The following is a 24,313-nucleotide window of genomic DNA, read 5'->3' as shown; positions in this document are numbered from 1 at the left end:
GTCAGGTCGAAGGCTTGAGCCGCTTGCGCGCGTTGGCGACGGCTTCCTGTTCGGCGTCATAGGCGGCCGAGGATGCCTTATCGGCCTCGGCCTCCAGATCCTCGACCTTCTGCAGATCGGCGTCCGACCAGTTGGAGCGGTCATACGCCTCGTCACAGTCACCGGCCGCGTCGGCCGCCGCTGCGGCTGCATCCGCGGCGTCAGCGGCCGCGTCTGCGGCATCGCCCGCTGCATCGACGGCATCGACCGCGGTTGCGTCCGTAGTCATGTCGTCGTTCCACATATCGCGGTTCTTCTTGAGCGTCTTGACGTCGACTTTCATCAGCTTGGCAAGCTTCGCCAGCTCGGCGTCGGTCAGGTCGCTCATCGCCTTTTCCTTGGGCAGATCCTTGAGCTTGCCTTCAAGCTCGGGGCCGCGGTCGATGAACTTGTTGATCAGCGGCGGCACGGCCTTGACCATCGCGATCATGACTTCGGGATCGGCCTGCAGCGACATCCATTCGGCGCCATAGGCCTGGCCCGTCGGGGTTGCGAGAAAGGCGTTGAGGTCGCCGAGCTGCTGCGCGCTGAACTTGCGGGCGTAAGCGCGCGCGAGGCCGTCGCGCATCGGCGGCTCGAGATCGCCGAGCGCCTCGCTGATCAGCGGCTTGATCACTTTGTTGATCTGATCCTCGCGTTCCTTGCGGTGCGGGTCGAACATATCGGCGATCGCGGTCTTGCTCGTCGCATCGAGCGCGGCGATCTTTTCGCTATCGACGCCCGTCTTGATCGAGAGCATCAGGTCCGACATGCTGCTCGTCTGATCCATGAAGGCGCGGAACAGCTTGCCGTACATATTGTCGAGCATCTTCTCGATGCTTCCCGCCGGGATCAGCGCGTTCGTCGTCTGCTGCGCCAGCGCAAGCTGCGCCGGATCGACCGGCGGCAGCTTGTCGACCTCGAAGATTTTTTCGATCAGCGCGATCGCCTGATCGATTTCCTTCTGCATCTTCGCCTTGGCGTCGGCGAGCGCCTGTTCGCTGTCGGGCTCGGCTTCGCTTTCGGCGGGCATCGCGACGTCGACCGCCTCGGCGATCGGCGCTTCCTTGGGCGCCGCATAGGCGTGGGCAGGCGTCATTACCATGGCGCCAGTGAGCAGCAGATTTTTGAACATCGACATCTTGAATCCCTTCCCCTGTTGGTCAGGCTGCCTTCTTTTCGCTTTTCGCTTTCGCCTTCAACCATTTCGACATCTGTTCGCTGACATCGCGGCCGTCGCGGATGCCCCAGACGACCAGGCTGGCGCCGCGGACGATATCGCCGGCGGCAAAAACGCCGGGGAGGCTGGTCATCATCGTCTGATGATCGACGCGCAGCGTGCCCCAGCGCGTGACCGACAGATCGGGTGAACCGAACAGGTGCGGCAATTCCTCCGGATCGAAGCCGAGCGCCTTGATCACCATGTCGGCGGGCAAGTCGAAGGTGCGGCCCGGATCGGGTTCGGGGCTGCGCCGGCCGCTTGCGTCGGGGGCGCCAAGGCGCATCCCGGCAACCGCGACCTCCTTTACATGCTTGTCGGCGGCGAAGCTTGCGGGGGCGGACAGCCAGACGAACTCGACGCCTTCCTCTTCGGCGTTGGCGACTTCGCGCTGCGATCCCGGCATATTCTCGCGGTCGCGGCGATAGAGGCATTTCACCGATTTGGCGCCCTGACGCACCGCGGTGCGGACGCAGTCCATCGCGGTGTCGCCGCCGCCGATGACCACGACATGCTTGCCTTCGGCATTCAGGCTGCCGTCGTCGAAGGCGGGGACCGCGTCGCCAAAGCCCTTGCGGTTCGACGTGACCAGATAATCGAGCGCCGCGATCACCCCCTCGGCGCCGTTGCCGGGGACGTTGATCTCGCGCGCCTTGTAGACGCCGGTGGCGATCAGCACCGCATCGTGCCGTCGGCGCAGCTCGTCCAGCGTTGCGTCACGCCCGACCTCGAAGCCTTGGTGGAAATGGATGCCGCTTTCGGCGAGCCGGTCGACGCGGCGCATCACCACATCCTTTTCCAGCTTGAAGCCGGGGATGCCATAGGTCAGCAGGCCGCCGGCGCGGTCGTGCCGGTCGTAGACATGCACCTCATGCCCCTCGGCGCGCAGATATTCGGCGGCGGTCAGGCCTGCCGGACCCGCGCCGACGATGGCGACCGACTGGCCCGTCGCGGGGCCGACATGGACGGGTTCGACCCAGCCCTCGGCCCAAGCGGTGTCGGTGATATATTTTTCGACGCTGCCGATCGTCACCGCGCCGTGACCCGAAAATTCGATCACGCAATTGCCTTCGCAAAGGCGGTCCTGCGGGCAGATGCGGCCGCAGATTTCGGGCATGGTCGACGTTGCGTTCGACAGTTCATAGGCTTCGCGCAGCCGCCCCTCGGCGGTCAGGCGCAACCAGTCGGGGATATGGTTGTGAAGCGGGCAGTGAACCGAGCAATAGGGTACGCCGCACTGCGAACAGCGCGATGCCTGATCGTCGGCCTCCGGCTGCGCGTAGCGCGCTGCAATCTCGTTAAAATCGCGCGCGCGTTCGTCGGCCGAGCGCTTATCCGGATAATGTTGTTCGCGCCCCACAAATTGGAGCATGCGTTCGGAAGCCATGCAAAATCCCCTTCGTTGAAGCGCGGATGCATGGCGGGAGCGCCGCTGTCACGGACATATTGGGCATTAGGGCAGCTAAGCTGACCTAAAAATATGCCACTTCAGTCGACCGAGACGAAGGTGCGCAATTAAGTTTCGCAATTAGTAAATTATCGGCCCTATCTCATGGTGAGCCAGATAAGCGCCGCGCCGCCGACGATGATTCGATACCAGGCGAACGGCGCGAAGCCATAGCGGGTGACCACGGCCAGAAACGCCTTGATGACCGCCCAGGCGACGACGAACGACACCGCGGCGCCGAGCGCGATCAGGCCCATATCGTTCGAGGTGATGGCATCGCGATGCTTGGCGAGCTGCAGCACCGTCGCGCCGGTCAGCGTCGGCAGCGCGAGGAAGAAGCTGAATTCGGCGGCGGTCTTGCGGTCTACGCCCATCGCCATCGCCCCCATGATCGTCGCGCCCGAGCGGCTGACGCCGGGGATCATCGCGAGGCACTGGACCAGGCCCACCATGATCGACTGGCGCAGCGTCAGCTTGGCGACGCCGCCGCTCTCCTTCGGCTTGGCCAGCTTTTCGACCAGCAGGATCGCGAAGCCGCCTATCACCAGCGCCCAGGCGACGACGACGGCATTCTCCAGCAACGTCTCGATATAGTCGCCGAACGCGAGCCCCAGCACCACCGCCGGAATGAAGGCGACGAGCAGGTTGCGTACAAAGGCGATCGCCACCGGATCGCGCCGGAAAAAGCCGGTGAACATGTCCCAGAATAGTTTGCGATAAAGCACGACGATCGCAAGGATCGCGCCGGGCTGGATCGCGATGTTGAAAATTGCCCATTTCGACGCGTCATAGCCGAGCAATTCGGTAGCGAGGATCAGATGCCCGGTCGAGGAGACGGGCAGGAATTCGGTCAGCCCCTCCACAATGCCGAGGATGATCGCGGTCAACCACAGGCTCATCGTCCGGCCTCCGCGCGCAGGGGGAGGGCGGGGCGGGGCGATGCGGCAAACTGGATCATGGATTTCCCGAAGCTGAAGACGACATGCGAAGGGGCGCCCGCGCGGTGCCGGACGCCCCTGTCCTGATGTCAGACCTACGCAGCGCGGACGGAATTATCCAGCCGCTAATTGCGCCGTTCGTCGCGCGCGCGGCTCAGCGGGCCACCGCAGCGAAGCGGCCATGGCGGCGATACTGGACGAGCCAGCCGTCGGCGACGTCGGCCAGCGCGGTGGGGGCGATGCCCAGTGCGGCAAGGCCGTTGGTGCCGTTGACGACATTGTCGTGCTGCAGCATCAGCCATTGATCCTTGGTGATCGGGGCGCCCGGCGCCCAGCCGAAACCGCTCGCCAGAAAGCCCGACACGGCATCGGGAACCTCAATGAACAGGCGGTTCCGTCCGGTCGCCTTCGCAATCCACTGCTGTAGCTCCAGCATGGTGAACTGCTGCGGCCCGCCGAGCTCGAGCGTCTGGCCCGGGGCATCGAGCGCCGCGACCACCGCATCGGCGACGTCGCCGACATAGACCGGCTGGAACTTCGCCTTCGGCGCGATAACCGGCACCGCAGGCAGCGCGCGGATCAGGCCCGCGAAGCGGTTGATGAACTTGTCCTCGCGGCCGAAGACGATCGACGGGCGCAGGATCGCCGCGTCAACGAAAGCGGCCCGCACGGCGGCTTCGCCATCGCCCTTGCTGCGGCCATAGGCCGAGGCGCTGGCCGGATCGGCGCCGATCGCCGAGACATGGACGAGCGCTTTCGCGCCCGCCGCCTTTGCCGCGGCCGCGACATGGCCGGCGCCGGCGGCCTGGACCGCCGCCATATCGGCAAAGCTGCCGACGAGGTTGATCACCGCGTCGCTGCCGGTCGCGGCGCGTGCGACGCTGCGGGCATCGCGCACATCGGCGGCGACGAACTGCGTCTGGCCCAGCCCGCCGAGCGGCTTCAGAAACACCGCCTGGCGTGGGTCGCGCTGCGCGATCCGCACGCGCGCGCCGCGCGCCAGCAGCCGCTGGACGACATAGCGGCCCAGAAAGCCGCCGCCGCCGAACACCGTGATCAATTGCCCGCTCAGATTCTGCATCACCCTTGCCTGTCTTGCCGATTCTCGAAGCCGGACGCCGCAGCGTCCCTCGCGTCCCCATGCCGCGAAGCGCCCGAAGGGGCAAGCGCGAAGGGAGGGGCAGGGCGCGCAAGGGCAACAAATCCGCGACTTTGGAATAAAATTTGCCGCGGGGCGGGCCGACGCGGTTGACAAGCCCGCCGCCCCGCCGCTAAGCGCCCGCTCCTACCCCGTGCCCAGATGGCGGAATTGGTAGACGCACCAGCTTCAGGTGCTGGCGATCGCAAGGTCGTGGAGGTTCGAGTCCTCTTCTGGGCACCATCTGTTCTCCTCGGAATGTCCGAGGACGTCCAGTAAGCGGCTGGTTTCTCACCGCTTTTTCGATGAGACTCGCTGAGTGGAATCCAGGCTGATCCAGCCGGAACCATCAGCGTACCATCAGCTTTGATGGTGTTTTTGATGGTTTCGGTCAGCCTATCGAAGGTGAAACCATCATGTCGCTTACCCACATCCAGATTTCGAACGCTAAGCCCAAGGAAAAAGCCTATAAAATGGCTGACGCCGACGCCCTGTACCTCGTGGTCAGGCCGAGCGGCGCAAAAGTCTGGCGAATGAACTATCGCTATCTCGAACGGCAAAAGACGCTGTATTTCGGGTCGTGGCCCGATGTCGGCATCGCGTCCGCTCGGGAACTTCGCGACGAGGCGCGCAAGAAGCTTGTCGCCGGGCTTGATCCCGCAGCGGAGAAGAAGGTCGCGCGGATCACCCAGAAGATCGCGCAGGACAATACGTTCAAGGCGATCGCCGAGGAATGGCTGGTGAAAATCGAACGAGAAGAGCGCGCGCCAGTCACGCTTCGGAAGGTGCGATGGCTCCTCGACATCGCCGAACCGATGATCGGCAGTCGCCCGATATCGAAACTCACCGCGCAGGAAATCCTGGCCGTTCTCCGTAAAGTCGAGGCGAACGGCCGATATGAAAGCGCGCGGCGCATGCGGAGCGTGATTAGCCGAGTGTTCCGCTACGCCATTGCGACCGCAAGGGCCGACCGCGATCTGGCGGCCGATCTCCGTGGTGCGCTGATCACTCCGAAGGTGAAGCACCACGCCGCCATCACGGCCCCGAAGGAAGTCGGCGCGCTGCTCCGCGCGATCGATGGCTACGCTGGTCACGAGCTCACCGCGGTCGCGCTTCGATTGACGCCGCATCTTTTCGTCAGACCGGGCGAACTGCGCCAGGCAGAATGGGCGGAGATTGATTCCCATGATGCCGTCTGGTCGATCCCGGCAGAGAAGATGAAAATGCGCCGCTCGCTTTGCGTCCCCCTGTCACGGCAAGTTCTTGCGATGCTCGAAGAGCTCCACGCCCTTACCGGCCATGGGAGATACCTCTTTCCGTCCTTTCGGACGCCCCGCCGTTGCATGTCGGAGAATACTGTCAGCGCCGCGCTTCGGCGGCTGGGCTACAGCCGTGAGGAGATGACGGCTCATGGATTCCGCGCGACGGCCGCCACTCTCCTCAATCAGATGGGAATGTGGCACCCGGATGCGATCGAAAGGCAACTGGCACATCTCGATGCCAATGCGACGCGCCGGGTCTACACCCGCGGCGAATATTGGGACGAACGTGTTCGCATGATGCAGCATTGGTCCGATTATCTCGACGAGCTGCGCGATGGGGCGCAAATTCTGCGCCCCGCCTTCGGCAAGAGTGCGACCTCGACCGCCTAGCGGCCGATCAGGGCCTTGAGGCTCGTATAGAGGACCAGCGTGGACCGGCCGACTTTGACGACCTCAAGGTCGCCGGACACGATCAACTCGTAGATTCTTGACCGACTGAGCCCTGTCAGTTCGACTGCGGTCGGAATCCGCACGGTCAATGGCTCCATGAAGACGATTTCGGACCGTGACAAATCGAGATCCTGCATTTTCCTTGTCCTCGGGATGGATCAATGTCGCGAGCGCGGTTCCAACGCAGCATTCGCCATCGCAAGCGTGCCGGTTGCTACGCCACCTCACAATAATCAGGGCAGGATCGTGCCGTTGAGCGGTGTCGCCGCGCCGCGTGACTTCGTCACCAGGTGGCCGCGAAAAGCACGGCAGGAGAGAGGGGGAGCTTGAGCGAAGTCTGATCTGATTGCGAGAATTCCAATGTCTGTTGCCCTTTCGACTCTCCATGATTCCGAATTGGAGGCTGCCGGGGCCGCACTGGTCAGGGGCCTTGGCGGTTTCTGGCAGGGGTCGACTGGAATGTGTCGCTGCCCAGCCCACGATGACCGAACGCCGAGCCTATCGGTTCGCGTTGGCGACACCCGACTCTTGTTCAAATGCTTTGCCGGCTGCGACACGCGCGACGTGCTGCGCGCCATTCGGCGGCTCGATCCGAATGCCTTGGGCGCAAAGGGCAATGGAATCGCCAAGCAGTTCAAGCTCGACCGATGGCTGCAAAAGCGCGCCTTCGATCTTTGGAGGGTCGGACGGCCGATAAATTGGACTATCGCCGAGACCTACCTACGCAATCGGTCGATTCACATCGCGCTCGACTCTTTGCGCTTCTGCGACCGAACTCCGCTCGGCAAGGGCAAGGCGGCACGGTTTCGCCCGGCGATGCTCGCCGCCGTTACCGACGATTCCGGTCTGCTCGCCGTCCAGAGGACCTTTCTCGATGCCCGCGGGCGGCGTGCACGCGACCTTCGCCATCCTCGACGCCTGCTAGGCAACCCCTGCGCCGGTGCTGTTCGGCTCGCTTCCGCCACCGAGACGCTTGGGATTGCCGAAGGTGTCGAGACAGCGGTTTCGGCGATGATTCTGCTCGGCATCCCGGTCTGGGCGACGCTCGGCAATGAACGCCTCCCCCATGTTGCCATCCCGAAATCCGTGAACCGCCTCATCCTGCTCCCCGACAATGACAATGCGGGACGCTTGGCCGTGCCGCTTGCAACCGAGGCCTATACGGCACCCGGGCGGCAGATCGGCACGATCTGGCCGTGGCACGGGCGGAACGACTGGAACGATGTCCTACGGGAAGGAGGGAAGGGGGTGGGGGACTGGCGGCGCCGAGTGGCCTGATGGTCGGGCCTCCGCCGCCAGGAGACGGACTATGACATATCCGATCGTATACGCGCTTGCGCGTAACTGCGTCGCTTCCCCGCTGAATGTCCGAACGGAAAGCGACTCCGACGCCGACGCCGAACTGGAAGCGATGATCGGCCAAGCCGGCTTCGTGCTCCAGAACCTGATTGGCACCGCAATAAAACGCAAGAAGGACAGCTACAGCATTTTCGGCGGCGGCCGGCGTCTCGCGCGGGTTCATGCCCTGATCGAAAAGGGCCAGCTTCCCGAAGACTTCTGCGTGCCGGTTATGGTGATGCCGGACGCGAAAAACGCCATCGAGCTCAGCCTCGCTGAAAACCAGAAGCTGCCGATGACCGCCGCCGATGAATGCACGGCCTTCAAGAATATGATCGAGAAGGAAGGCAAAACCCCCGCGCAGGTTGCCGCGCGGTTCGGCAAGACCGAGCGTTTCGTGCTCGGGCGCGTTCGTCTCGCCGATCTTCACGAGACGATCTTCGAGGCGCTCCGCAAGGGCGACATCACGCTCGAGGTCGCCAAGGCCTATGGCAGCACGTCCGACACCGTTCGTCAGGCCCGTGTGTTCGAGCAGTATCAGGACAGCTATTACGGGGACGACGTCTACACCATCCGGCGCGAGCTCGCCTCCGGCAGCTATCGCGGCGGTGACCCCAAGGCGCTGCTTGTCGGCCGCGAAGCTTATCTCGAAGCGGGCGGACGGATCGACTCCGACCTCTTCTCCGACAGCGCGTCCGAAAACTGGATCGACGGTGACATACTCGACCGGCTGACGGATGAAAAACTCGCGGTCGAAGCCGAGGCTATCCGCGAACGTGAGGGTTTTGGCGAAATCCGTGCGCTGCCGACGACGCGCGTCTCCTACATCGAGCTTGACGGTCTGAGCCCGGTTCGCGGAGAGATTCCGCCACCCACGGCAGAGGATGAAGCGCGCTGCGCCGAGATCGAGGCCGAAATGACCATCATCGGCGAAGCCGCGAACGAAAGCGACGACGGCATCACCGATGATGACGAACAGCGTTATCGCGATCTGGAATCCGAACTCCGTGAAATCCAGAATCGTCCGCCGGTGTTGTCCGATGACCAGAAGGCCTCGGCGCTCGCCTTCGTCGTCCTCGGTGAGGATGGCCAGCCCCGGGTTCATCATCAGGTCTACCGAACCCCCGAAGCGATGAGCGAAACCGATGACTCGGACGATGACCGCGACGATGCGGCTCCTGGCGGAGCATCAGGCAAACCCGCGATCAGCCAGCGGCTTGCTGACGAACTCGCAACGATGAAGGCGGAACTGCTCCGCGTCCATGTCGCCAGCGACCCGCGGTTCGCGCTCGATCTCGGGACGTTCGTGATGGTCGATGCCGCGCAGCGGCGTTACGGGGCGAGCGATCTCGCGAGCGAACTGAGGGCCGATGCGGCGCCGTCGCGCGTCATCGGGTTCGAGAGCGGCACGACGGCGGCCGAGGAATGGGCTAAGCTCGAAGCCGGACTCGATCGGAGCTGGATCGACCCCGATGCCGGTGTCACTGGCCGCTACGATGCCTTCTGTGCGCTTGGTGAGGAAGCACGCGCGGCATGGCTGGGTTGGGCGATCGCCCGTACGATCCACGCCGTGCCCGCCAAGACGACCGGCAGCGATTTCGTCGACCATCTCGGCTGCAAGCTCGGGATCGATGTCGCCGCCTGGTGGCGACCGACCGCGAAGAATTACTTCAAGCGGCTCACCAAGACGACGATCCTCGACCTGTTCGCGGAAATTGGCGGCAGCGAACTCGGCCAACGCTATGGCGCGTCAAAGAAGGATCTCCTTGCATCCTCGGCCGAACAGCTCTTCGCGGGCAACATCATCGTGGAAGCCGACGTCAAGGAAAAGGCGCTCGCCTGGCTTCCCGACGCGATGCGCTTCGAGCATCCCGTCGCTGCGCTGGCGAACGACGATGCCGACCTGGAGCCTGCTGATGCCGCCGAAATAACGTTCGACGACGAAGCGGTCGGTGATGGCGACGAGGACGAACCGATCGCCGACGCGGCCTGACCCGGCAAAGCCGACCTCGATTGGGGCCGTGACCACGCGTCGCGGCCCCTTTTTCATGCCGCCTTCCACCCTGGAGGAGAGGGGGGAGGGCTGTGTGCGGCGGGGGCAGGTGCCCCGGAGCCCGTTCAGGAGATCTTCCATGACCCTTCCGCTTCTCAATCTCGCCGAGACCCCTGATTCCAGCGCCCGGGAAAAGGCCGAGCGTCTTCACGGCGTAGCGCGGGCTCTGCAATCCCGGCTCGCCGACCCGCATTCGGTCACCCGTTCGCTGCTCAAAGGGCTCATGTCGGAGGCGTTCGGCGGATCCGATGCCGACGGACACTGGTCGATGCGCGACGCCTATGATGCGCTCGAAGCGGCGCAGGCTTCGAACATGTTGTCGCTCGGTGAAGACCAGAACCCGGACTGCCCGCCCGAAGATGCCTTCGCAGCCATTCTTGCATTCGAGAAGGCGCTACCAACGCAGACCTATCGCAGCGAGCATCAAGTCGAGATGCAACAGTTCAGCACGCCAGACGCGCTGGGCTGGCTAGCGACACGTGCAGCGGCGATTACGGCCGACGACCATGTGCTCGAACCGTCGGCGGGCACCGGCATGCTCGCCGCCCGCGCGATCGCCACGGGCGCCTCCGTAACGCTCAACGAACGCGATGCCTGCCGCGCCGCACTGCTCGCTCTCGTGACGAACAGCGACGTCACCACACACGATGCCGAATTCATTCACGACCGGCTGCCGCCGGATGTCCGTCCGACCGTCGTCCTGATCAATCCGCCCTTCAGCCGTAGCGAAGGCCGCGGCGAGGATCGCCATGCCGGCGCTCGCCACCTTCGCTCCGCGCTCCTCCGTCTTGCCGACGGCGGACGCTGCGTTGCGATTATGTCGCCGGGATTCGCGCACGACGGCAGCGGTGCCCGCGGCTATGTCTCGGTCGCCGAGATCGGACGTCCGCGCGTTGAGATCACCATTCTCGGCCGCCCGTACGTCAAGCATGGCACCGGCATCGCCGTTCGGCTGATCGTCTTCGACAAGGGCTGGATCGGCGAGACCGAACGCCACACCGTCGACTCGATCGAGGCGGCGCTGCCCATCGTGCTCGCGCTCCCGCCGCGATTGGGATCGTCCGATGAGCCGCCCCCGGCCACCCCGGCGGTGATCCCGTTCCGTCCGGCGCTCAAATCCGGATCGGCATCGCTCTTTTCCGGGCTCGCGAGCCCCAAGGTCATCGCGCCGTCGCGGATCGCCGCGAAGGACGATCGCGCCGAGCCGCTTGCTTACTCGGTTCGCGACGCGCCGCTTCCGGTCGGCGATCCGGTCGGCATCTACGCTCCCTGGCGGCTTGCGCGCATCGATATACCGGGCGCGACGCCGCATCCGGACAATCTCGTGGAATCGCTTGCCATGGCGTCGGTGCTGCCGCCGATCCCGCGATATCGGCCGCTCTTCCAGAAGCGGGCAAGCAGCGCGCTGTCCGACGCCCAACTCGAAGCGATCATCTATGCTGGCGATGCCTTCTCGCGCGACCTGCCGGGCCGATTCGTGCCCAACGAGGCGGGCGACCAACTCCGCGAGGATGCCGACGGGCACGCCTATCGCATGGGTTTCTTCATCGGCGACGGCACCGGCGTCGGCAAGGGCCGCGAGGGCGCCGCTATCATCCGCGACCAGTGGAACTGCGGCAACCGCCGCGCCGTCTGGATATCGAAGGGCGCGACGCTCCTTGAAGACGCGCGCCGCGACTGGACCGCGCTCGGCGGCCTTCCGATCGACATCCAGCCGCTCGATGCCTTTCCGCTTGGGCAGTCGATCGGCATGGCGAGCGGCATCCTCTTCCTCACCTATGCGACGCTCCGCTCGCAGCGTCACGATCAATGCTCACGTCTCCAGCAGATCCTCCAATGGGCGGAAGGCACTTTCGAGGGCGTGATCCTGTTCGACGAATCCCATTCGATGGGCAATGCGGCGGGCACCAAAGACGAATATCGCCAGGCCAAGGGGTCTGAACAGGGATTGGCCGGAGTGCGCCTGCAGAACGCACTGCCGCGCGCCCGGGTGGTCTATGAATCGGCCACCGGCGCCACCAAGCCCGAGAATCTGAGTTATGCCTCGCGGCTCGGGCTTTGGGGGCCCGACACGGCCTTCGTGAACCGCGACGCTTTTCTCGCTGCGATGACCGACGGCGGTATCGCGGCGATGGAAATCGTCGCCCGCGACCTCAAGTCCATGGGTCTCTACACGGCGCGTGCGCTCAGTTTCGCCGGCGTAGAATATGACCCGCTCGAGCATCGGCTGACGCCCGACCAGATAGAGATCTACGATGCCTATGCCGACGCCTGGGCGATCGTTCACCAGAACCTCGACGAGGTGCTGAAGGCGTCGAACATTGTCGACCGCATGTCGGGCGAGACGATGAATGCCATGGCCAAGGGATCGGCGCTCAGCCGGTTCGAGAGCGCCAAGCAGCGCTTCTTCTCCCAAGTGCTGATCGCGATGAAAATGCCGACCGTCGTTCGTTCGATCGAGGAGGAGCTGGCAGCAGGCCATGTCGCCGTCGTGCAATTGACCAGCACGGCCGAGGCGATCCTCGAGCGCCGCCTTGCGGGCCTTTCGCCGGACGAACGCGCCAACCTCGCGATCGACGTCTCGCCGCTCGATACGCTGATCGATTATCTGAAGACAGCCTTCCCGACGCGTCAGATGCGCGCCTTTCGCTCATCCGACGGAGCATTGCGCTCCGAGCCGATGCACGATGGCGACGGCAATGCTGTCCTCTGCCAGGAAGCGGTCGAGGCGCGCGATAATCTGGTCGAAAGCCTCTGTTCGATGCCGCCGGTCCCGGCCGCGCTCGACTTCCTTATCGCGCATTTCGGAACCGACGCGGTCGCAGAAGTCACTGGCCGCAGCCGTCGCGTTGTCATTGACGGGCAAGGCCGACAGAAGCTCGAGCGCCGCAGCGCCAGTTCCAATATCGCCGAGACCGACGCCTTCATGTCAGGACGCAAGCCGATCCTCGTCTTCTCGGAAGCGGGCGGCACCGGGCGCTCCTATCACGCCGACCTGGATTGTCCGACCGCGAACAAGCGGCGCATCCATTTCCTGCTCGAACCGGGCTGGCGCGCCGACATCGCGATCCAGGGTCTCGGCCGCACGCATCGGACGTACCAGTGGAAGCCGCCGGTGTTCCGGCCGGTCACGACTACCTGCAAGGGCGAACGCCGCTTCATCAGCACCATCGCGCGCCGTCTCGATACCCTCGGCGCGCTCACGCGCGGCCAGCGTCAGACCGGCGGCCAGAATCTATTCGACCCCGCGGATAATCTCGAAAGCAGCTATGCTCGCGAAGCGCTGACCCAATGGTATCATCTGCTCCATGCCGGCAAGCTCGCGAGCATCGGTCTCGAGAAGTTCCAGATTATCACGGGCCTGAAGCTCGTCGACGAGAATGGAACCCTGCTCGACAAGCTGCCGCCGATCCAGCGCTGGCTGAACCGCATCCTCGCGCTACGCATCGCGACCCAGGATGCCATTTTCGAGGAATATATGGGGCTCATCCAGGCCCGCGTCGACGCCGCTCGCGAGGCCGGCACGCTTGATCTTGGCGTCGAGGCGATCCGCGCCGAGCGTATCGTCGAGCTCTCGCAGCAGGTGCTGAGGGAGGATCCGGTATCCGGCGCCGAGACCCGGCTGCTCCGCCTCGAGCTTCACCTCAAACCGCGCGTCACGGGGTGGGCGCGCCTTGACAAGATCTGGGGCGGTTCCGCGGATGGCCGGTCTCTGCGGAACAGCCGTTCCGGGCGCGTCGCCCTTTGCGTTCCGTCCTGGTCGATCACCGACGACGACGGGAGGCCCGTCAAGATGATGGAGCTTGTCCGCCCGACAGGTTCGAACCGCATCCAGCTTGCCGGGCTCGCGCACACGCACTGGGAGGAGATCGACCGCAAGAGCTTCCAGAGCTTCTGGGAAGCCGAAGTGACCGAGGCGCTCGACAAGGTCGATATCGAGACGATCAGTGTCGCAACGGGTCTCCTGCTCCCCGTCTGGAACAAACTGCCGCAGGACGACGTTCGTGTCTGGCGGATCGACGACGCGGCGGGGACGTCGATCCTCGGCCGCATCGTCATGCCCGGGGCGATCGAGAAGCTGCAATCGGCTTTCGGCCTCACTTCCTCGATCATGCTCACGCCTGGCGAACTGATCGAGGCTGCCCGGCATGGCGACGGCGCCTTGATCCCTGGGCTGCACGGCGCACGTCTCGTGTCGGCGATGGTGAACGACAGCCGCCGGATCGAGATCCGGGACTTCCGGCCTCAGGACCGCGAATGGCTGAAAGCGCGCGGCGCGTTCAGCGAGGTGATTGCATACAAGACCCGGCTCTTCCTCCCGGCGGGAAAGGCCGATGAAATCCTGAGCACCATCATCGCCGAGCCGCCACAGTGAAATCGAACCTCTCATAGGGAGAGGGTCATGTCGCGGGCCTATGGGCAGGTCGACCGGCAGTTCGTCGACGGTTTCGACACCGCGATGCCCGTGCTGGAAGCCGGGCGAGCATGCCGCCCGCGACCTTGCCGACCGATTGCACCATATTCGAGCTTCTCGACGAGGGGGGACTTGCTGAACTTGGCTCGTCAAACGCGGAACCTACGCGCCTCCATGCTCGCCCCGCGAAAGCAATTCTCCGAAGGAGGGAAGGGGGTGGAGCGGGGAGTGGCGGCGGAATTGTCTGCCGACCACCAAGAAGATGGAGGTTCCCATGGCAGACCGGGCATCCGCCATGATCCGGATCGGCGGCACGATTTCTCGCAATCTGATACCCGCGCTTCTCGAAGCTATCGAATGCGATGGCGGGAAAGCCGATTGGGAAGGGAATTCGATCGAGTTTTCCCATATTGCCGACGGGCATATCCTGGAGGTTTGTGCCTATGAACTGATCGGCGGTCAGTTCGAATGTGTCGAAGCCTTCTGCTGCAATCACGGCATCGCCTTCGTTCGGCGCTCGGACGCGTGTTCCGGCGCATTCGGACCCGAGCGCGCGGTTCATACGGGCGATCGGGCGCCCCGACACTACGAGGTAAATGACGCTGACCAGATCGTCCTCAATCAACGAGAGCTGAACGACCTTGGTTCGATCGCTGCGGCGAGCGCCTGGTTTCAAGCGGGCGATTTCGCTCTGCCGCCCTTGTCCATCGGAACCCGCGAAAGCCCGTCCTTGTGCCGGGAGAATGGCGATGGCTGAACATTATCTCGAGGCAAGCTTCAGCTTCGCCTGCACAGATGCCGAGCTGGCGCTGCTCAAGGAGATATTCGGGGCGGCCAGCGACATGATGAGCGGTATCGTCGCACCGGCGCCAAGCCCGAAAATCCTCGAACTCTTTCCTCCTGAAGACGAAGATGATCTGTGGAGCGGCCTTGGCACGATATTCTGCGATGCGTATTTTCCCGATTTCGGTGCCCGTTTCGAGGCGGGAACTGCGTCGATCGACGGGGTCGGTCAGATCGCGCATATCTATGGCACGCCAACCTTCCAGCCCGACCCGGTCGCAACGGTCATCCATCGGTGCTGCGCCGAATCCCTTCTTCGCGCCGCTATCGGTTTCGAATGGTCGGAAAGCTGCTCCAAACCTCGCGAGGGCGAGTTTGGCGGCGGCTGGTGCGCCATCTTCGCGGATCGCATCGAGATGCATTCGACAAGCGAGGCCTTGTCGGCGGCGCTCGGGCAGTCCGCGCCGAGCGACCCGCCTCACCTGGAACGTGATGCCTGGACCGAGTATCCAGCCCACCCGCTCGCGGATTGGAAATACCAGATCGCGAACGACGACACACGCCTTGGCTATCGGGACTGGATTGCGGCGCGCGTGCTTGGCGAGCCGCACGATACTGCCGGGGACACCGACGCGACCTCGCCTGTCCCGGAGGCGCCCGGACTCTACCTGCATCTCTATCACGGCCGCAAGGATCCCGACGAAAATCTTGAAGACTGGGGGAGCGAAGGACCGGTGATCGGCCCGCTCGCCTATGTGCACACGACCTATATGTGCGACGTCAAGTTCGCGGCGGCTCCCGATGTCATGGACCGATTCTTCCCGGCGGTCATGGCCGAATGGTGCGCACGCGGATTGTCCAACGTCGCGGGTCCGCTCTGTGATTGGCGCCTGACCATCTTCGACGACTATGTCGAATATGACGGCATCTACTATGGCGACTGGACCGTGTTCGCCGCCACGCCCAGTGAGGTCGATGAGCGGTTCGCCAAGGTGGCGAAGGCGGCGTGATGGCGCACATCGTCAAAGGCTAGGCCCTCTGCCAGAAACCGGGCTGCACAATGTCCCGGCACCGCGATCCCATTCTCGAGGTTGTCTGCCCCAACTGCCACGCCGCGGTAGGTGTCGGCTGCCGCCGGCCGAGTGGGCATAGCGGGCCATTCGTCGAATTTCACACCTCGCGCGACATCCTCGCTGACCGCGAGGGCAAGTATGGACCGTGCCCGCTCGGGCTCTGCGGTCTCGGCTGCGTTTCGCCTCAACTGGGCCTGCCGCTGTTCGATTGAACCGCGGCGCCGCCAATCGGAGAGGTTTCCGCAATGCCCGAAATCATCCCCATCACCGTCTATCAGTTCGACGAACTGGACGAGCGCGCTAAGGACAAGGCGCGCGACTGGTATCGTCAGGGCGCCTTCGACCATGACTGGTACGACTTCGTCTTCAGCGACTTCGAGGCGATCTGCGACATCCTCGGTATCACGCTTCGCACCAACCCGGTTTCCCATGTCGGAGGCACAAAGCGCGAAGAGCCGCAGATATTCTTCACGGGCTTTGCCAGCCAGGGAGACGGCGCCAGCTTTGCCGGCAGCTACGCCTATCGGCCCAGATCATCGAAAGCCATCCGGGTCTACGCGCCGCAGGATGCCAGGCTTCACCAGATCGCCGATGCGCTTCGCTACATCCAGCGCCAGCATTTCTACCGGCTCAGCGCCGATATTCGCCACCGCGGTCGCTATTACCATGAATATTGCATGGACATCGCGGTCGAGCGCGAAGGGATCGCCTTCGGTTCCCCCGCGGAAGAAACCATCATCGAAGCACTGCGCGACCTTGCCCGCTGGCTCTATCGGCGCCTCGAAAGCGAATTCGAGTATCTGACGTCCGAGCAGGCCGTAGATGAGGCGATAACCGCCAACGGATACACCTTCGTGGAGAATGGCAAGCCGTTCGGCTGACCACGTCTTTCCTTGCCTCGCTGATGGGCGTCGATGGCAAGACGGTCACGTTCTGCACCGCCTGAGGGCTGCTCAAGGCGAACCGGCGCGGTACCGACCAAACGAGCGCGCACCACGCCATCTGACTGCCGGTCGGGAGGGAAGGGGGTGGGAACGGGGCGAGCCGGTCAGTGATTTCGGTCCGGCTCGACGTTCCACTCTTGCCGGAGATTTCCCATGACCAATCTTGTCCCCGCTGCCGACCGTCCGGTCGGCGGCGCCTATCGCGTCGATATCTCCCGCGGCCGCAACATCGGCCGCGTTTCGTCCGAATGGTTCTCGCGTCCCGACGACGAGCGCTTCCTCTCGCTGACCGATCTCTATGATGTCGTTCGCACCCGCGCCGACCGGGCAACCACGCGCGTCGTCGACAGCAAGGCGATCCGTGTCGAGGCGCGGAGCGATAGCCCCGAGCGACTCTCGCTGATGGTCCCCGACGAAGAGCGGCCCGTTGCGCCGACGAACTGGGCATTCGGACAGCTTTGCAGCCTCGTCGGCGCGCCCGCGTCCTATCTTCGCGAGCTTCCGGCTGCGCTTGCCGGCATCAATCTTCAGCACGGCCTCGTCGCGCACCGCGGCGAGCAGGTGAAACTGCTGCAGACCGACGACGGGCGGACCGAACTTCGCGCCGCGACCGGGCCCGAATATGGCCGTATCTGGGATTATGAGCTCGTGGAAGCGGTGATGAAGATCGCCGGCGACGGCATCGGGCAAACGCGGTGGAAGGTCCCCGGCGTGCTCGACTGGTCGAGCATGCACTATAATCCTTATGTCGACGTCACACGCGACACGACGACGCTTTATGCCTCCGACCGCGACGTCTTCATCTTCCTGGTCGATGACACGCACCCGATCGAGGCGGGCAAGCTACCCAATGGCGATCCCGATCTCTATTTCCGCGGCTTCTACTGCTGGAACTCCGAGGTCGGCGCGAAGACGCTCGGCATGGCGACCTTCTATCTGCGCGCCGTGTGCATGAACCGCAACCTCTGGGGCGTCGAGAATTTCGAGGAGGTGAAGATCCGCCACTCGAAATTCGCAGCCAACCGCTTCGCCCATGAAGCAGCGCCCGCGCTCGAGCATTTCGCGGACTCTTCGCCGATGCCATTCCTGAGCGGCATCAAGACCGCGCGCGAGCGCATCGTCGCCCGCAAGGATGAGGACCGCGAGACGTTCCTGCGCAAACGCGGCTTCTCGAAGGCCGAAACCGCAAAGATCGTCGCGACGGTGCTCAATGAAGAGGGCCGCCCGCCTGAGACGATCTATGATTTCGTGCAGGGCATCACGGCCTTTGCGCGCACCAGGACCAACCAGGACAGCCGGCTCGAAGTCGAGGGCAAGGCCCGCAAGCTTCTCGAAACCGCCCACTGACGTCCGAAGCCGCCGGTTCGTTCGATCCGGCGGCTTCCTTCCCATGGAGACCCGCCATGACCGATGCGCGCTACCGCTTGCTCGATACGATGCAGGACCTCATGTCCAACTATCTCCTCGACGAATGCCCCAACGATGTGACGTGGGAAGATTTTGACCCTGACATCGATGGGCTGCGTTCGAGCGTCGCGGACCTCATCGACAGGCATTGCCGAGGCGCGGTCTCAACCGCCGTCGTCGCTACCTACCTTGTCGATGTCGCATTTTTCAGCGGCGACGATTGCTTTGCGAGCGCAGTCTATACGATCGATGCTTCGACACCCGAGGGGGCGGAGCACCACGCGCTGTCGATGTCGCTCGACTGCATTTACAACGACCCGCGCATTCCGGACCTCTCGCGCGCCGCGACCGCGAGGCCGATGGACGATCCCGACGCGCCGATATGATTGTCGATCGGTCCCCACGATGGCGCGAACGGCGCTGTCGCTGGCTACCGAATGCGACGAATATCGGCCCAGGCTCCCTTTCCGTGGACGTCATCGACACGCGCCGACAGGCCTCATCCTTCGTGAAGGTCATCACTTCGCGAGATCAATGCCGGACGCCCGGCATGTCCCTTCTTGCTTTGGGAGCATGACCATTGCCGAAACGGTTCCGACGATGTTGAATCCATTCCAGCGAATTTGCGCCGTCGCATACGGTGAAGGCGACTTTGCCCACATCGAAAGCATCGAGGAGACCCACGATTTGGGCGATCCGCTCTTTGCCTTTCTCATGGCTGAGCTAGCATCGAGCGAGGGCTGTGATTGCCGGAAAGAAGCGCTGCGCCGCCTAGAAATGGCTGCAGCTGATATTCGCTGCGTTATCGACGCGATCGATCAAACGATTGTCATTTGATCGATCCAGCATGCCCAAGCGCCGTAGTTCGCCGAGTGCCGGCGCAGGCTCACATCAGCCGAACAGGATTATATCATGTCTGACATTGGCATCCGCGCCTTGGCGCAACTGCTCGCTCGTGCCCGTGCCGCCATCGAAACGCCGGCCGACCTCGATGACGCTGCCCGCGCCGCGGTGATCGAGGATATCGCTGCGTTCGAGGATTGCCTTGCGCGGGGATTGATTCCGTGGGGCTTCGACATCCACATCGGTTCAATCGATCATAAGCATGGCACCAACCATTATGCCGCGCTGACTCAGAAAGCCTTGATGGCGGAAGTCGCCGAATATTGCCGCGAGTGGTGGTCCGATATCGAAGATGGGCGCGATCCGGCGACGCTCGACGATCAAACGATCGCGGACATCTATTTCGATGATCATCCGAGCGAGAATCTCAAGACTGACCGCGTCCATATCGATCCGCTACTCGCCGACATGCAGACACTGGGCCCCGAAACCGGGCACTATTGCGTCATTGCCACGGCGCATCTGTCGACTGCGACGGCAGCCATGCTTGATGAATGGTGCGCGGCGGCAACCTCCGACCGGCCGATCAATGTTGCGAGTACCATATACGGATGGTTCGTTCCGGCGCGCGAGGTGGATGAGCCGGCGCAGGCCAAGCTACCGGCCGATCTTCTTGCCGCGATGAGATTTGCTCGTGCACATGGCTTCGACCATATCCTGTTCGACTGCGACGCTGGCAGCGTCGAGGCATTGCCGAAGCATGACTGGTGAAGCCGGTCCTTGGTATGTTTGGCGTAATTCCCATTAAGCCTGCGACCGCGCATCGAGCATTTCCAGCCGATCGGCGGCAAGCTCCGCGACATTGGCCTGGATCACATGGCCGCGATTGCGCAGGATTTCGCCGAGATCCCTGACCATCGTGATCAGATCGCCGGTCGCAAGCGGGCCATCGAGCGCGCGCAATAGATGGCGTTCTTCCTCGTCCAGTTCGCGCATCGTCATTCTCCGCGGGACGCAATTTTGGGCAGGCACGTAATCTAGCACATTCGGACGATCGTCGGCTGCGCAAATTCTCCTCTCGGCGATGAATTGCAGCGCCACGACGTGCACTGCACGAACCCGAGCCCGAGGGGCGCCCGCTCGCTTGCCTCCCGCTCGCCATCGATCGACAGATGTGGAACATCGCGGCTGCGGGCACTTGGGGTGCCTTCAATATCCCTGCGAAATGGGAGGAGAGAGGGAAGGACAGGGGCGGGCGCAATAGGCGTCCGGAGAAGGAACCTGTCCCATGTCATACGATATCGCGTTCCGCTTCCAGCAGGCGCTCGATCCTTCGGCACTCTCGACGCTGCCGGCCTGTCTCCACGCGCTGATCGCGGCGATCAAGGATTGCCGAAATGCCGGCAATCCCGACGAAACCGATCCCGCAGTACTGTTGCTCGCGCGGCATCTCGGTGCCGTTGCGGGCGCCACGGGCGGCGGCGACACCGCGCTTCGGCGCGCCTGCTTGGACCGCATCGCCGACATGCGCGGCAAATCCGCACTCGTGGTGCTGGCGCATAGGGGTGTCAGCTACGACGAGCAGGCAAAGAAGCTCTTCCATAGCGACGGCCGAAAGGCCCTGAAGCGGCTTGCCGAGGCCCTTTGCATGGAGGACGGCACCTATGATCTTCGATCGATCAAGGGCGGTATTGCCGTCAGCGGCGAGATCATCCTTCATACCGAGGAAATCTATGTCCAGCTCCGGCTTGGCATCGGATCCGGCCGTGAAGTGATGTTCCGCCGCGTCGCCGGGCGGAAGGATTATTGCGGCGACCGCAACCACTGGGCCGCGGTCGGCGAACTGCTCGAGCCTGACCGCCTCGCCGCGCGCATCCGGCGCGAACTGCACCTCGCCGAACCCGGAACGCCGCCGATGCGGCTGGTCGCTTGAGGAGAACGTCGATGAAAGTCATTGTCTCGCGTTCCCGCATCGCGGGGGCGCTGCCCCATTATGTCTATCGCGCGCTGGTTCCGGCCGAGGGTGTTGCGGTGGAGCGTATCGCGAGCGCCGGCACCGTTCACGCGCCCGGGGTCGCCGGTCGTATTGCTTGCATTCGGATCGCTCCGCTCATTGCGCCCGAGCGCTACCTCGCGATGCGCCCTGTCGAGCGGACGGCGCTTGCCTCGCGCGTCGGGGCAGTCGGACGCCGGATCGAGTGGCTGATCATTCGCACCTTCTTCCGGGAGATGACCGCGGACTCGTTACCGATCGTCTTCCAGCTCGATCCTGATCCGGGCGACGCCTGCGTCTGGGCCGACCTCGACGACCTAACCGGCATCTTTGATGCCGTCGAACCTGGGTTCGCAAGCCTCTCAGCTATCGACCTCGGTCTGCGTCAGCGCGACAGCCTCCGGGCTGCCTGATTGCCGTCATCGACGAGCCGCCCAAGGCGCCTGCCCTGGGCATAGTTACTTCACCCCAGCAGAAAGGGCCTGCGATGACGGTCATCGGACATAATGACATCCGGAAAGTCGAGAACTTCGACAGATATGAGATTCTCGCGCACCCGCTTCCCCATCGTGATAACCGCATTTTCTATCCGGCGGAACCCGATGGTTTTGGCGCCGTCACCTATGCCTCGCACGATGTGATGATTGCGAGGCCGACCGGGATCGGTAGCAAGGGCCGGCTCGCCATACTGATGCACCATGGCGGCGGTCGCCACGCTCTCGAATTCTACGAAAGCACCTTGCCCATCGCCTCGGCGCTGCTCGCGCTTCCGGAACGCGAGCAATATGCGCTCGCCTATACGATCTTCGAGCAAGCGGACGAATGCTCCGCCGGAGCGCGTGCCGCCGAGGCGCAACGATGGGCTGAGGCCTATGCTGAGGGCCGCATCCGGAAACGGCGTCGCGGGCGCGCGCGGCAAATCTATGTCGAAACCGCGGCCGAGAAGGCACTTCGCTCCGCCTGAAGCCTGAGCCGCCCGCACTCAATCGCTCGCGACCGATCGTCATCGGCCGGGAGGAAAGGAGGCGGGGACGTGCGGCGGCAATGAGGCTGCCGCGCAACCGGAGTATTCCCATGACGCTTCCCGCTCAAATCCGCCCTTCCGTCGGCGAGCAGCTTATCACTAAGGTGTCGCGCCTCTTCAACGGGACGATCACCGACGTTCTCAACGAGCTGTTCCAGAATGCCCGCCGTGCCGGTGCGCAGCGAATCGCCGTCGATCTCGGCGAGCATGAAGGCAATCCAGCCCTCTTTATTGCAGACGACGGCACCGGCATCGATGATCCCGCCGCCTTCGTGACGCTGGGCCGCTCTGACTGGAGCGACCAGATCGCACGGCGGGAAGACCCTGCCGGAATGGGTGTGTTCAGCCTCGCCGGCAAGCGCGTTACTGTGCGATCCTTCTCGAGAGCCGCCAATGCCGGATGGACGGTCACGATTCCCAAGGACGGTTGGCAGGGCGAAAATCCCCTAACGGTCGAAGCCTACGAGGTCCGCAAAGGCACACAGCTCGTCATTGCCATGCCCGCCGAATGGTTGCCCAATCTCCAATCGCGGGTCGAAGCAGCGGCGAAGCATTTCCCGTTGCCCGTCGAATTTCAGGGCGCAGTCTTGCCGCGCGAGGATTTCCTCAAGGGCGCCTGCCGGATCGAAGAGTGGCATGGCTGCCGGATCGGAATCTTCAGCGATTCCTATGACATCGCGAGCGATCCGCGCATCAATTTTCATGGCATCAAGGTTCCCTGCCGCATGCCCGCCATCGGGGAAATCGACGCACGGCGGAAATGGACGGTCCGGATCGACATCGTCGACGCGCCCTCGCTCCAGCTCGTTTTGCCCGCGCGCAAGGAGATGGTCGAGAATGCCGCACTCGCCGATCTGCGGGTTGAAGTGCAGGCGGCCATTTTCCGGACCATCGCGCTCAAAGGCCAACATCGCCTGTCGTTCAAGGACTGGAAGCGCGCTACCGAGCTCGGCGTTGGCCTTCCCGAAGCCAGCCCGTGGCTCTGTGCATGGCGCCCGCGAACCGCGGACGGCAATGCCTACGTCGAGGACGAGCGCGTCGAAGCTGTCCCAATGATCCTGATCCCCAGGCACGAGGCCGATATCGAACAATGCGCGGCGAAGGTGTTGACCGAGGAGAAGCTCGGCTTCCGACCTGTCTTCGCTGAAGACAAATTTGCCGGCTATCGATGGTATGATGTGCTTCCGCGCGTCCCCCGCCTGTCCTTTGCGGTCGAACGGGAGGGCGAACTGTTCCACTATGCCGACGACGACCAGATGCTCGATCATGTTGAATCGGGCTGGGTGACTGCGATCACCCTTAATGTTCCGATAGTTCGCTGCGCCGGGCTCGATGAACCCGCCGCCACGCTTCGCCTTCCCGTCGATATGCTCGTCTGCGCGAACGCGAGCAGCCATATCGGCGAAGCACATGTTTTTGTCCGGGAGGGCGCAATCGTCACGCCGCAGGCGCTCGCGCAGCTGATCGAGGATGCGGTCTTCACTTATGACGAGGATTGCGATAGCGACAGCTGGGGCAGGCAGCATGACGATTTCATCCGCGATGCGCGTAACCTGGCGAACAAGCTCCTCCTCGGAAAGGACGAGGCGCTTCTGGAACAGATCCGATCGGCCTTCCGCGACGATGTCCAATGGCTGATCCCCGAGGGTCGAACACTCACCCTCAAGGCCGATGTCGCCAAGGTTCTAATCGATCTGGCAGTCGCTGATCCTGAAACCGAGCCCACCGCTGCATAGCATTCGGACCATGACAGGCTGGCGACCTTGCGTCCGCTTCTACCCTTACCCCCACAGCCGGAGTGATCCATGACCGCCCTGTCACCCCTTCGGACGCGGCTCGCCTCGTTCGACCACGCCTATGCCGTTGCGATTCAGCTCCGCGGCGCGACCGGTCGTGGTCAATTCATCGTGTGCACCGGCAAGCCGATTCAGCCATTTCGTGTCTCTCCGACATTGCCGCCGCTAGGTGA

At 63.6% G+C, this 24,313-nt stretch carries 22 protein-coding genes and 1 tRNA gene; 17 read left to right on the top strand and 6 right to left on the bottom strand.

Translation table 11 applies throughout. The features are described from left to right. Position 1: 1 nt before the first annotated feature. The 4 genes from STE01S_RS17220 to STE01S_RS17205 all read right to left on the bottom strand — a co-directional run bounded on the left by STE01S_RS17220 (position 2) and on the right by STE01S_RS17205 (position 4,703). Positions 2–1,159, bottom strand: a complete 1,158-nt coding sequence (locus tag STE01S_RS17220; RefSeq protein WP_062769990.1) for a DUF2059 domain-containing protein — start codon at positions 1,157–1,159, stop codon at positions 2–4. 22 nt (positions 1,160–1,181) lie between these two features. Then, the gene (locus STE01S_RS17215; protein WP_062769987.1) at positions 1,182–2,624 is read right to left on the bottom strand and encodes an NAD(P)-dependent oxidoreductase; all 1,443 of its coding nucleotides are present in this window, start codon (positions 2,622–2,624) and stop codon (positions 1,182–1,184) included. A 158-nt stretch (positions 2,625–2,782) separates the two neighbouring features. Further along, positions 2,783–3,583 carry an undecaprenyl-diphosphate phosphatase gene (locus tag STE01S_RS17210; protein ID WP_003039817.1) on the bottom strand — a complete coding sequence of 267 codons (801 nt, stop codon included), beginning with the start codon at positions 3,581–3,583 and terminating at the stop codon, positions 2,783–2,785. A gap of 193 nt (positions 3,584–3,776) precedes the next feature. Further along, on the bottom strand, positions 3,777–4,703 hold the full coding sequence (locus STE01S_RS17205; RefSeq protein ID WP_062769985.1) for a complex I NDUFA9 subunit family protein: 927 nt from the start codon (positions 4,701–4,703) through the stop codon (positions 3,777–3,779). A gap of 213 nt (positions 4,704–4,916) precedes the next feature. On the opposite strand from STE01S_RS17205, the gene STE01S_RS17200 reads away from it, so the two are divergent. Continuing rightward, positions 4,917–5,003: transfer RNA gene (locus STE01S_RS17200), tRNA-Leu, on the top strand. A gap of 173 nt (positions 5,004–5,176) precedes the next feature. Continuing rightward, positions 5,177–6,412 (top strand): tyrosine-type recombinase/integrase, encoded by a 1,236-nt coding sequence (locus STE01S_RS17195; protein WP_054588751.1) that lies wholly within the window; start codon positions 5,177–5,179, stop codon positions 6,410–6,412. On the opposite strand, the gene STE01S_RS17190 is transcribed toward STE01S_RS17195, so the two are convergent. Next, positions 6,409–6,609, bottom strand: a complete 201-nt coding sequence (locus tag STE01S_RS17190) for a MerR family transcriptional regulator (protein WP_054588750.1) — start codon at positions 6,607–6,609, stop codon at positions 6,409–6,411. The two genes, STE01S_RS17195 and STE01S_RS17190, sit on opposite strands and share 4 nt — an antisense overlap. A gap of 427 nt (positions 6,610–7,036) precedes the next feature. On the opposite strand from STE01S_RS17190, the gene STE01S_RS17185 reads away from it, so the two are divergent. The 11 genes from STE01S_RS17185 to STE01S_RS20895 all read left to right on the top strand — a co-directional run bounded on the left by STE01S_RS17185 (position 7,037) and on the right by STE01S_RS20895 (position 20,098). Then, positions 7,037–7,750 carry a DUF7146 domain-containing protein gene (locus STE01S_RS17185; RefSeq protein WP_235588038.1) on the top strand — a complete coding sequence of 238 codons (714 nt, stop codon included), beginning with the start codon at positions 7,037–7,039 and terminating at the stop codon, positions 7,748–7,750. Between the two features lie 31 nt (positions 7,751–7,781). After that, positions 7,782–9,803, top strand: a complete 2,022-nt coding sequence (locus STE01S_RS17180) for a ParB/RepB/Spo0J family partition protein (RefSeq protein ID WP_054588748.1) — start codon at positions 7,782–7,784, stop codon at positions 9,801–9,803. A 139-nt stretch (positions 9,804–9,942) separates the two neighbouring features. Next, a complete protein-coding gene (locus STE01S_RS17175) occupies positions 9,943–14,238 on the top strand; it encodes a strawberry notch-like NTP hydrolase domain-containing protein (RefSeq protein WP_062769982.1) in 4,296 nt (1,431 codons plus the stop codon). Between the two features lie 313 nt (positions 14,239–14,551). Continuing rightward, a complete protein-coding gene (locus STE01S_RS17170; RefSeq protein ID WP_062769979.1) occupies positions 14,552–15,034 on the top strand; it encodes a hypothetical protein in 483 nt (160 codons plus the stop codon). Further along, entirely contained in the window at positions 15,027–16,070 is a 1,044-nt protein-coding gene (locus tag STE01S_RS17165) for a hypothetical protein (protein WP_054588745.1), read from the top strand. The genes STE01S_RS17170 and STE01S_RS17165 overlap by 8 nt, the downstream gene beginning before the upstream one ends. A 50-nt stretch (positions 16,071–16,120) precedes the next feature. After that, a complete protein-coding gene (locus STE01S_RS21085) occupies positions 16,121–16,345 on the top strand; it encodes a zinc finger domain-containing protein (protein ID WP_420496811.1) in 225 nt (74 codons plus the stop codon). A gap of 33 nt (positions 16,346–16,378) precedes the next feature. Continuing rightward, complete coding sequence (locus tag STE01S_RS17160; RefSeq protein ID WP_054588744.1) at positions 16,379–17,014, top strand: hypothetical protein; 636 nt, start codon at positions 16,379–16,381, stop codon at positions 17,012–17,014. Positions 17,015–17,230: 216 nt separating this feature from the next. Then, positions 17,231–18,424, top strand: coding sequence for a hypothetical protein (locus STE01S_RS17155; RefSeq protein WP_062769977.1), 1,194 nt, complete (start codon positions 17,231–17,233; stop codon positions 18,422–18,424). Between the two features lie 56 nt (positions 18,425–18,480). Beyond that, positions 18,481–18,870: a hypothetical protein gene (locus STE01S_RS20900; protein ID WP_234715582.1), complete on the top strand. Its 390-nt coding sequence runs from the start codon at positions 18,481–18,483 to the stop codon at positions 18,868–18,870. 187 nt (positions 18,871–19,057) lie between these two features. Beyond that, positions 19,058–19,321 carry a hypothetical protein gene (locus STE01S_RS17145; RefSeq protein ID WP_058804208.1) on the top strand — a complete coding sequence of 88 codons (264 nt, stop codon included), beginning with the start codon at positions 19,058–19,060 and terminating at the stop codon, positions 19,319–19,321. Positions 19,322–19,396: 75 nt separating this feature from the next. Further along, positions 19,397–20,098 carry a DUF5983 family protein gene (locus tag STE01S_RS20895; protein WP_234715581.1) on the top strand — a complete coding sequence of 234 codons (702 nt, stop codon included), beginning with the start codon at positions 19,397–19,399 and terminating at the stop codon, positions 20,096–20,098. A gap of 33 nt (positions 20,099–20,131) precedes the next feature. Here STE01S_RS20895 and STE01S_RS17135 read toward each other — a convergent pair whose 3' ends face one another. Beyond that, positions 20,132–20,323 (bottom strand): hypothetical protein, encoded by a 192-nt coding sequence (locus STE01S_RS17135; RefSeq protein WP_054588741.1) that lies wholly within the window; start codon positions 20,321–20,323, stop codon positions 20,132–20,134. Between the two features lie 292 nt (positions 20,324–20,615). Here STE01S_RS17135 and STE01S_RS17130 point away from each other — a divergent pair, with 292 nt between their 5' ends. From STE01S_RS17130 to STE01S_RS17115, 4 genes are all read left to right on the top strand, one after another. Then, the gene (locus tag STE01S_RS17130) at positions 20,616–21,260 is read left to right on the top strand and encodes a hypothetical protein (RefSeq protein WP_054588740.1); all 645 of its coding nucleotides are present in this window, start codon (positions 20,616–20,618) and stop codon (positions 21,258–21,260) included. A gap of 11 nt (positions 21,261–21,271) precedes the next feature. Further along, entirely contained in the window at positions 21,272–21,733 is a 462-nt protein-coding gene (locus tag STE01S_RS17125; protein WP_054588739.1) for a hypothetical protein, read from the top strand. A 74-nt stretch (positions 21,734–21,807) separates the two neighbouring features. After that, positions 21,808–22,284: a hypothetical protein gene (locus STE01S_RS17120; protein ID WP_054588738.1), complete on the top strand. Its 477-nt coding sequence runs from the start codon at positions 21,808–21,810 to the stop codon at positions 22,282–22,284. Positions 22,285–22,394: 110 nt separating this feature from the next. Next, positions 22,395–24,080, top strand: coding sequence for an ATP-binding protein (locus STE01S_RS17115; RefSeq protein WP_062769975.1), 1,686 nt, complete (start codon positions 22,395–22,397; stop codon positions 24,078–24,080). The last annotated feature ends 233 nt before the right edge of the window (positions 24,081–24,313 follow it).

Source organism: Sphingopyxis terrae subsp. terrae NBRC 15098 (assembly GCF_001598815.1).
Classification (GTDB): domain Bacteria; phylum Pseudomonadota; class Alphaproteobacteria; order Sphingomonadales; family Sphingomonadaceae; genus Sphingopyxis; species Sphingopyxis terrae.
Note: the sequence above shows the minus strand (reverse complement) of the source record. Positions and strands in the feature narration are given on the sequence as shown.

What these genes read in the sequence shown, in the direction of transcription:
- STE01S_RS17220 (WP_062769990.1), bottom strand. Translation starts at nt 1,159, where the DNA reads ATGTCGATGTTCAAAAATCTGCTGCTCACTGGCGCCATGGTAATGACG.
- STE01S_RS17215 (WP_062769987.1), bottom strand. Translation starts at nt 2,624, where the DNA reads ATGGCTTCCGAACGCATGCTCCAATTTGTGGGGCGCGAACAACATTAT.
- STE01S_RS17210 (WP_003039817.1), bottom strand. Translation starts at nt 3,583, where the DNA reads ATGAGCCTGTGGTTGACCGCGATCATCCTCGGCATTGTGGAGGGGCTG.
- STE01S_RS17205 (WP_062769985.1), bottom strand. Translation starts at nt 4,703, where the DNA reads ATGCAGAATCTGAGCGGGCAATTGATCACGGTGTTCGGCGGCGGCGGC.
- STE01S_RS17195 (WP_054588751.1), top strand. Translation starts at nt 5,177, where the DNA reads ATGTCGCTTACCCACATCCAGATTTCGAACGCTAAGCCCAAGGAAAAA.
- STE01S_RS17190 (WP_054588750.1), bottom strand. Translation starts at nt 6,609, where the DNA reads ATGCAGGATCTCGATTTGTCACGGTCCGAAATCGTCTTCATGGAGCCA.
- STE01S_RS17180 (WP_054588748.1), top strand. Translation starts at nt 7,782, where the DNA reads ATGACATATCCGATCGTATACGCGCTTGCGCGTAACTGCGTCGCTTCC.
- STE01S_RS17175 (WP_062769982.1), top strand. Translation starts at nt 9,943, where the DNA reads ATGACCCTTCCGCTTCTCAATCTCGCCGAGACCCCTGATTCCAGCGCC.
- STE01S_RS17170 (WP_062769979.1), top strand. Translation starts at nt 14,552, where the DNA reads ATGGCAGACCGGGCATCCGCCATGATCCGGATCGGCGGCACGATTTCT.
- STE01S_RS17165 (WP_054588745.1), top strand. Translation starts at nt 15,027, where the DNA reads ATGGCTGAACATTATCTCGAGGCAAGCTTCAGCTTCGCCTGCACAGAT.
- STE01S_RS21085 (WP_420496811.1), top strand. Translation starts at nt 16,121, where the DNA reads ATGTCCCGGCACCGCGATCCCATTCTCGAGGTTGTCTGCCCCAACTGC.
- STE01S_RS17160 (WP_054588744.1), top strand. Translation starts at nt 16,379, where the DNA reads ATGCCCGAAATCATCCCCATCACCGTCTATCAGTTCGACGAACTGGAC.
- STE01S_RS17155 (WP_062769977.1), top strand. Translation starts at nt 17,231, where the DNA reads ATGACCAATCTTGTCCCCGCTGCCGACCGTCCGGTCGGCGGCGCCTAT.
- STE01S_RS20900 (WP_234715582.1), top strand. Translation starts at nt 18,481, where the DNA reads ATGACCGATGCGCGCTACCGCTTGCTCGATACGATGCAGGACCTCATG.
- STE01S_RS17145 (WP_058804208.1), top strand. Translation starts at nt 19,058, where the DNA reads ATGACCATTGCCGAAACGGTTCCGACGATGTTGAATCCATTCCAGCGA.
- STE01S_RS20895 (WP_234715581.1), top strand. Translation starts at nt 19,397, where the DNA reads ATGTCTGACATTGGCATCCGCGCCTTGGCGCAACTGCTCGCTCGTGCC.
- STE01S_RS17135 (WP_054588741.1), bottom strand. Translation starts at nt 20,323, where the DNA reads ATGCGCGAACTGGACGAGGAAGAACGCCATCTATTGCGCGCGCTCGAT.
- STE01S_RS17130 (WP_054588740.1), top strand. Translation starts at nt 20,616, where the DNA reads ATGTCATACGATATCGCGTTCCGCTTCCAGCAGGCGCTCGATCCTTCG.
- STE01S_RS17125 (WP_054588739.1), top strand. Translation starts at nt 21,272, where the DNA reads ATGAAAGTCATTGTCTCGCGTTCCCGCATCGCGGGGGCGCTGCCCCAT.
- STE01S_RS17120 (WP_054588738.1), top strand. Translation starts at nt 21,808, where the DNA reads ATGACGGTCATCGGACATAATGACATCCGGAAAGTCGAGAACTTCGAC.
- STE01S_RS17115 (WP_062769975.1), top strand. Translation starts at nt 22,395, where the DNA reads ATGACGCTTCCCGCTCAAATCCGCCCTTCCGTCGGCGAGCAGCTTATC.